Annotated in this window: 1 pseudogene; it reads left to right on the top strand. The window is 61.9% G+C overall.

Features of this window, described 5'->3' with window-relative positions:
- Window positions 1-203 (top strand): annotated as a pseudogene (gene tsf, locus G5A07_RS21695) (elongation factor Ts); the annotation flags it as partial.
- Between the last annotated feature and the right edge of the window lie 36 nt (window positions 204-239).

Raw genomic sequence — 239 nt, 5'->3', positions numbered from 1 at the left:
ATTACAAGGAGGTTTGCCTCCTCGATCAGGCCTTCATCCACGACAGCGGCAAGTCGGTTGCCCAGGCGGTGAAGGAAGCTGAGGGTAAGGTCGGCGGGCCGATCAAAATCGCCGGCTTTGTGAACTATGCTCTCGGCGAGGGAATCGAGAAGCAGGAAAGCGACTTCGCCGCTGAAGTCGCAGCCGCCAGCGGCAAGAAGTAACCGCTGACACCCGGCGTCCGGCGCGTTGCGCCGGAG

The organism is Stenotrophomonas sp. AS012628 (assembly GCF_010608305.1).
GTDB lineage: Bacteria > Pseudomonadota > Gammaproteobacteria > Xanthomonadales > Xanthomonadaceae > Stenotrophomonas > Stenotrophomonas geniculata.
The sequence above is the reverse complement of the archived record's forward strand: the minus strand, read 5'-3'. Positions and strand labels throughout refer to the sequence as shown.